General features: G+C 32.4%; 1 protein-coding gene. It reads left to right on the top strand.

All coding sequences use genetic code 11. The features are described 5' to 3' along the window. Positions 1–154 precede the first annotated feature (154 nt). Positions 155–613, top strand: coding sequence for a lipocalin family protein (locus H4O20_RS13235; protein WP_185099575.1), 459 nt, complete (start codon positions 155–157; stop codon positions 611–613). Positions 614–866 lie beyond the last annotated feature (253 nt).

The raw sequence follows: 866 nt of genomic DNA, 5'->3' as shown, positions 1-866 counted from the left end.
TGTATATGAAAAATAGGCGATAAAGTACTAATTGAAATATTTTTGGCTTGTATCAAACTTTAGGATTAGACAAAAATTTAGGGCTTAGTGATCGCCTACTTATCATATACGAAACGTTGTAAACAATTAAAACCAAACATTAAGAATGGAAAAAATGAAATTACTTTGCGGAATTTTAATCGGACTTATAATCTTCTCATCTTGTTCAAGCGATGACAATTCTAACCCGGATTCAGTATCAATAGTTGGAATTTGGAAACCAATAAAAGATGTTAGCAATTGTTCATCAGGAAATCAGAATGTCCTTAATTTTACTACATGTCAACAAACAAGCAGATTAATCTTCAACGAAAACGGGACTTTTTCTGAAACTGCTTACATTGAAGATGGAACTAATTGTATTATTAATTTTGAAGGTAATGGAGATTGGGAAATTAATGACGGTGAATTTAGCATGGATATTTTAGTTCTTGGTACATTTCAACAGATGACTTTTTTTGAATTAACTAACAACACACTAAAACTAGGTCAAAATAACACTGATCCAAGTTTTACTTGTAATGATGGAAGTATGTTATCAAATTTCTATGTCGAATATTCGAAGGTAGAATAATAACTGTTTACAACACTGTGTATAAAAAATGCTTATTTTAGTGCTTAACCAAAGGAAAGTGCGTGTTTGCTTTCTTCCGATTTTCGTTCCGAAAATCCTCTGACACAAACACGCACTTTTCATACACGAAACCGTTGTGGCTAATTTGAAATGACAAGACTTACACCATATATCATATTATTTCTGACGGCAGTATTTCTGTTGTCATTTGGCATGCCGACCAAGGAGTTGACTGAGTATGGTAAATGGCTAG

Source organism: Aequorivita sp. 609 (assembly GCF_014212065.1).
Lineage (GTDB): Bacteria > Bacteroidota > Bacteroidia > Flavobacteriales > Flavobacteriaceae > Aequorivita > Aequorivita sinensis.
This window is presented reverse-complemented; position numbering and strand designations above follow the sequence as displayed.